We start from the raw sequence: 6188 nt of genomic DNA, 5'->3' as shown, positions 1-6188 counted from the left end.
ACAAAGATATGAGCCCCGATGGGAGGGGAAATCTTTTTTCTTTTTTGTTGCCTTCGAGAACCTCAGGCAACAAAAAAGAAACCTCAGGCAACAAAAAAGAAAAAAATTGTAACGGACAGCGGGACTAAAAGTTTTTATGGAATGCTGAACGGCTGCTTCTAAAAAAACTATTCTTTAGGCTCCGCTTTGGGCTGGAGTTTGATTTTATTAATCCAATGTTCGTTGAGTTTATCGAAGTCGATGGCTTTCTTGGGTTCTTGCTTAGTAAGTTGCCCTTGGTTGAAAGCGGCGTTTAGTATCCCTTCTATATGATAGTCTTCTTTTACGTCGTAGGGTTTGTATTGCGTTTTTAGGTTGATGTCGAATAAATAGGCTGTGGAATTGGCCCAAAAGGCTTTCCATCCGCTTTTGTATTCTTTAATTAAATCGAAAGTCGTGCTTCCAGTTTGACGGTAGATGAGCTTGACTAGGATTTGACCGTCTTTACGGGATAGCTTTTTTAAACGGGGTTCGAATTCTTCCTCTAAATACTTTTCTACGATTTTAAAGTATTTCTTTTTTTCGCGACTGGTTTTTAATTTGGACATCGTGGCGTTTAACTGCGTAAGCTTATCCGCCGTTAATTTGGCATACGGATAGACTTTAAAGACACGTCTCTTTAATATTAACTTGGCTTTTTTGTCTTCGTCGGTAGTGTAAACGTTATCGGGCGTAAAAATGATTTCTCTTAATTCGATAGAATATATAATAGAGGAATCCTGTTGCGTCATGCGCAAGGTGTCGGTTTCGGTTTGGGCAAAAGAACAAGTAGTAATGAACAGCACTAAACTACTAAATAATAACTTATACATGGTGTTTGTTTTTAACTTTTTAACGCACTGCAAAAAGTAAACCAAAATTATCGAAATTATGTGAAACTCTAATATCTTATTTTTAAATTAGCAAAAAATTATATTTTAAGATGAGCACAAAATCGATATTAAAGAAGTCGTCGATGACTTTTTTGGAAAATTATTTGAATAATGCCTCGCCAACGGGACATGAAGCGGAAGGACAAAAAATTTGGATGGACTACCTAAAACCGTATGTGGATACTTTTATTACCGATACCTACGGAAGTGCGGTGGGTGTTATTAATCCAGATGCGCCTTATAAAGTGGTGATTGAAGGTCATGCCGATGAAATTTCGTGGTATGTGAATTACATTACCGATGACGGATTAATCTACGTGATTAGAAACGGAGGTTCGGATCATCAGATTGCGCCATCGAAGCGTGTGAACATACATACGAAGAAAGGTATTGTGCGTGGTGTTTTTGGTTGGCCAGCGATTCACACACGTGGAAGAAGCGGAAAAGCAGAAGAAACGGCAAAAATTGAAAACATATTTATTGATTGTGGTTGCTCAACGAAAGCCGAAGTAGAAGCTTTAGGCGTTCATGTGGGTTGTGTGATTACGTATCCTGATAATTTTGAGATTTTAAACCACGATAAATTTGTATGTAGAGCGATTGATAACCGCATGGGTGGTTTTATGATTGCCGAAGTAGCGCGTTTATTAAAGGAGAACAAAAAGAAATTGCCTTTTGGATTGTACATCGTAAACTCAGTGCAGGAGGAAATTGGTTTGCGTGGTGCCGAAATGATTACCCAACGCATTAAACCCAACGTTGCCATAGTAACCGATGTTTGTCACGATACGACTACCCCAATGATTGACAAAAAAATTGAAGGCGATTTAAAAATGGGACGCGGACCTGTGATTGCCTACGCTCCTGCGACACAAAACATTTTACGTGAAATGATTGTGGACACAGCAGTAGCAAACAAAATACCTTTCCAACGCCATGCTACTTCTCGCGTTACGGGAACCGATACCGATGCTTTTGCGTATAGCAATGGCGGAGTTGCCTCGGCTTTGATTTCGTTACCGTTGCGTTATATGCACACAACCGTAGAAATGGTTCACCGCGACGACGTAGAAAATGTTATTAAATTGATTTACGAAACGCTATTGAAAATTGAAAATAACGAAACGTTTAGTTATTTTAAATAATAAAAAAAACGTCAGTTCGAGTGTTTTTTGTGAAGTGAAGCGGAACAAAAAATGTATCGAGAATAGTTTTTTTACCCCTAAAACCTAAAGTCCTCATTTTTTGAGGACTTTTTTTTGCTCTTTTTTGAAATTTTAACATAAACTGCAGAAAAACTACAGCAAATTATTTGTGAGAATTTTGTTATATTGCAAGGGAATTGATTTAACCAGAAATATATGCACAAAATGGGTAGATGAGACTCGTTTTAGTTACCTTTAATACTTTAATAAATATGAGAATACAAAGCCAAACTACAGTAGATGAACTTTACGATAGATTATGGAAGACAAAATCTGCAAGATTTAATGCATATCACAGATTAAATAAAACACAATATTTATCATCCTATGCAACTAGTTTCTTATCAGTTTATGTGATAGTTCTTGCATTATTTCAGCCATATAATATTATTACTGATGAGAAAACAATAGGCATTTTGAACTTGATTGCTATATGTGTTTCAATTATATTGTTGGTTTTCGTATTAATGGAATCTTCAATGCAGTACAATTTGAAAGCTGAAAAATTTCATGATTGTGCAAAAAAAATTGGAAAACTTTTTAAAAAAATCGAATTTATAAAAGAGGATACATCTTTAAATGATTCGGATAAATATAAGAAATTTGAAAAAGTGCAAAAAAAATATAATGAAATCATTGATTTATATGACAATCACAGACCAATTGATTTTATTTTTTTTCAAGCAACAAACAACCTAAAAAAATATGAAAAGGATGAGATAAAGTTCTTATTTATAAACTTTGAGTTTGCTTCTTACAATAGATTTATGACAAAACTTAAGTATAACCATTTGATTTTTATTCATTATTACGTAGTGATTTTCTTGTTACCATTAATATTAATATGGACGATTTATAAAATGATTTAATAATAGTACTTTAATAATAAAGGGATGAGTAAGGCATGCTGACAAAGAAAATATAATTAAAATGATAAACGAAATGCTATTTAGAATTGGAAATAACTAAAAATTTAGTTTTTTTTAAATAGCACCCACACAATTCGCAATTATAGAAGACTTTTTTGCACTTTATTCAAGTTTTATAAAAATTGGCAGAAAAACTAAAGCTCTTTAGTTCTGGAAATTAGTTATATAGCCATTAGAAATGACTTATAAAATACTATATATTAAAAATTAGGCAGATAATACTGGTTTTTTGAGACATTTAAATTAGTAAATTAAACCTTACAACCTAAAAAAATAGATGCAAACAGATAGATTTAACCGACTTAGAAAAGAAATTCTTTCGGATATTTTTTCAAAAAAAAAAATTAAGGACACTTGGAGGAAAATTGTTCGAGAACAATTACGAAATTTAGATTTAAAAGATTTATTTGACCACTATGATTTAAATTATAATTTGGACGACAGAGCACAAGCTGTGAGGAATGATATTTTATCTGGAAATTATCAAGTATCCCAACCTCTAATTTACAGAATAGAAAAAAAACTAGGAATATGCAGACACTTAGTAATTCCTCAACCAATAGATGCATTAGTATTACAAGTTCTTGTAGAATATGTTGCTGAAGAAATTTTAAATAACCAACCTTCTAAAAATGCTTTTTATTCTCGTGATAAGAATAATGTAAAATTACCACATCAATTAGATAATTACAATTTATCATGGAGAAGACAATGGAAGCAATTACAGAAACATATTTATAATTTTCAAAGTCAGAGAGAATTAATAGCAGTAACCGACTTGACAAATTATTATGATTCAATTTATATAAGTGAACTAAGAAAAGTATTTTCGAGTTATGCAAAAATAGATGAAGTTTTAGTTGACCTCCTATTTAAAGTTATTGAAGGAGTTTCTTGGAAACCTGACTACCTACCATATTCAGAAAAAGGTTTACCAACAACAAATTTAGAAGGTATAAGACTATTAGCGCATTGTTTTTTATTTGAAATGGATAGCGTTTTAAAAGAAAGAACAGATGATTCATTTACACGTTGGATGGATGATATAGTTTTTGCAAGTGATAATAGAAAAGATGCAATTGAAACATTAAGTGCAATTTCTGACATTTTAAAATCAAGAGGGTTAGCACTTAATATTGCGAAAACTAATATTTACAACGAAGAACAAGGATTTTTCCATTTTCAAATCGAAGCCAATAGATATATTGATTCAATAGAAACAGTGAAGAAAACAGATACAATATATAATCAAACTTGTAAAAACTTACACTCTAAATTTAAACAGCATCTTAGAGACACTTCCCCAAAATACTGGGATAAAATTGCTAAACGTTACATAACGACATATGGCAAATTGAATTCTAAATCGTTACTCTACATTCTTCCAGAAGTTTACATTAATTTTCCTGGTCTAAGACAAAACCTAATTTATTATTTATCAACCATCGGCTACACAAAGCAAACTGCAAAAGCTGTCTTGTTAATTCTCGAAAAAATTGATGTTTTCGACGATATTTCTTTATATCAAATCTGCTTAATAGTTACTGATTGGCAAATTCCAGTCAATGATGAGTCTAAAAAATTTCTAAAAGAATTAGAACAAAACATTACCGAATTTTCCAAAACAAGAAAAATTCCATCTGATTTTTATTGTATACTTTGGTTTAAAGCAAAATACAATCATCCAGAAACCTTACTTGACTTTATTGAGAAATATCAATACATATGGCAAGCTGATACTTTTCTACGTCGCCAAGTAACCGCAATTTTATCTCGACTATTAATTACAAATAATTCATCAGTTTTTAAATTATTGAACAATCAAATTACATCCGGAGTTAATAATACTGTTACCTTAGCAAACCAGCTTTATTTTTTTAGAAATCTAACAGCTTTAGATCAAAAACTTAACTATTATTTATTTCCTCCTAAAATGACAAAGCCATATTCTTTAAATAGATTTCTTGTCTTATGCTCAGTTTTAAACTCAGAAGTCATTCGAAAAAATAAAGATATTCAGAAAAAAGTATTGGAATATGTTAAAGATCCATATTTTAGAAAATGGTTAGAAACTCAATATAATATAAGTTAGCTCATTCTTCAACAACATTTCTACTTAATATCATGGTTTATTGTATAACTTATCCCTCTCCCGCTCAAATCCATTCATCATTAAAATAAAAACAAAAAATCCCGCTTTCGCGGGATTTTCTTTTATCTTCTTTTACGAGCGTCGTTGACCAGTTTTATAATTTCTTCTGATGTTTAAATTTAAAAGTGTAATAGTAGGAATATGCAAAAGAAATAGTATTTTTATAATTATCAAAACCACATGAAAGAGTTCGTTCTGAAACTAAGGAAGTAGTAGACGCTAAAACGTTAGTTAAACAATAAAAATATATGTTATGAAATTGCCATTTACAAAAAATTTGCGTGAGCAAAAACCAATTATTAAAAAGGCGATACCATATGTTACCGCTAAAAAATTAAAATTTAAACACATGAAAAATTTATTCTTATTATTGGTTAGTTGCATTATTGTAAGTTGTAATAATGATGAACCCGAAACAACACCACCGTTTGTTCCTGTTACAATAAATCCTACATTAATTAGTAAACGTAATGTAGGTGTCAGCTCATCTGTTGGTATTTCGGAACAAAAAACTATTTACAATGAATCAACAAATTGGAATCTACTTTTAAATCAAATAGATTCATATTATTTACCCTTGGGAGAAGACTATTTAGCTCAACACTTTATAGAAACTAACGTCGATTTTACAAATTTTACTGTAATTGCTGTTTTCGATCAAGTTTATGGTGGCGGAGGACATTCAATAGATATAACAAATATTACAGAATACGAAAATAATATAGTAGTTACAGTTGAAAACTTATTAACTGGCAATGGTTCATCTGTAGTTACGCAACCGTATCATATTGTAAAAATTCCAAAAGCAACAAAGCCAATAGTATTTGAATAAAGTATATAGGATAACCAATACTGCATGGTAAGTTATAAACTAAACGGAGCAAATTCAGCTTATTTAATGATTTTAGGGAGTTATGGTACTACAAATTCCTCTAATAATTATATTTTAGATCTTAGTAGTTCTGAAACAAACATTAACATATCGAATTAT

At 31.2% G+C, this 6188-nt stretch carries 5 protein-coding genes; 4 read left to right on the top strand and 1 reads right to left on the bottom strand.

What is annotated here, in order from left to right; all coding sequences use genetic code 11:
• Positions 1-167: 167 nt before the first annotated feature.
• The gene (locus tag B4I81_RS05380) at positions 168-851 is read right to left on the bottom strand and encodes a DUF4294 domain-containing protein (protein ID WP_291108511.1); all 684 of its coding nucleotides are present in this window, start codon (positions 849-851) and stop codon (positions 168-170) included.
• Positions 852-961: 110 nt separating this feature from the next.
• Between B4I81_RS05380 and B4I81_RS05375 the strand changes: the two genes are divergently transcribed.
• The 4 genes from B4I81_RS05375 (at position 962) to B4I81_RS05360 (ending at position 6029) form a co-directional block, all read left to right on the top strand.
• Positions 962-2056, top strand: a complete 1095-nt coding sequence (locus tag B4I81_RS05375) for a M42 family metallopeptidase (RefSeq protein ID WP_291108509.1) — start codon at positions 962-964, stop codon at positions 2054-2056.
• Positions 2057-2289: 233 nt separating this feature from the next.
• Entirely contained in the window at positions 2290-2985 is a 696-nt protein-coding gene (locus B4I81_RS05370; protein ID WP_291108507.1) for an SLATT domain-containing protein, read from the top strand.
• 337 nt (positions 2986-3322) lie between these two features.
• Positions 3323-5137 carry an RNA-directed DNA polymerase gene (locus B4I81_RS05365; RefSeq protein WP_291108505.1) on the top strand — a complete coding sequence of 605 codons (1815 nt, stop codon included), beginning with the start codon at positions 3323-3325 and terminating at the stop codon, positions 5135-5137.
• Positions 5138-5450: 313 nt separating this feature from the next.
• Positions 5451-6029: a protease complex subunit PrcB family protein gene (locus B4I81_RS05360; RefSeq protein ID WP_291108502.1), complete on the top strand. Its 579-nt coding sequence runs from the start codon at positions 5451-5453 to the stop codon at positions 6027-6029.
• Positions 6030-6188 lie beyond the last annotated feature (159 nt).

It is taken from the genome of Flavobacterium sp. UBA6195 (assembly GCF_002422095.1).
GTDB lineage: Bacteria > Bacteroidota > Bacteroidia > Flavobacteriales > Flavobacteriaceae > Flavobacterium.
Note: the sequence above shows the minus strand (reverse complement) of the source record. Positions and strands in the feature narration are given on the sequence as shown.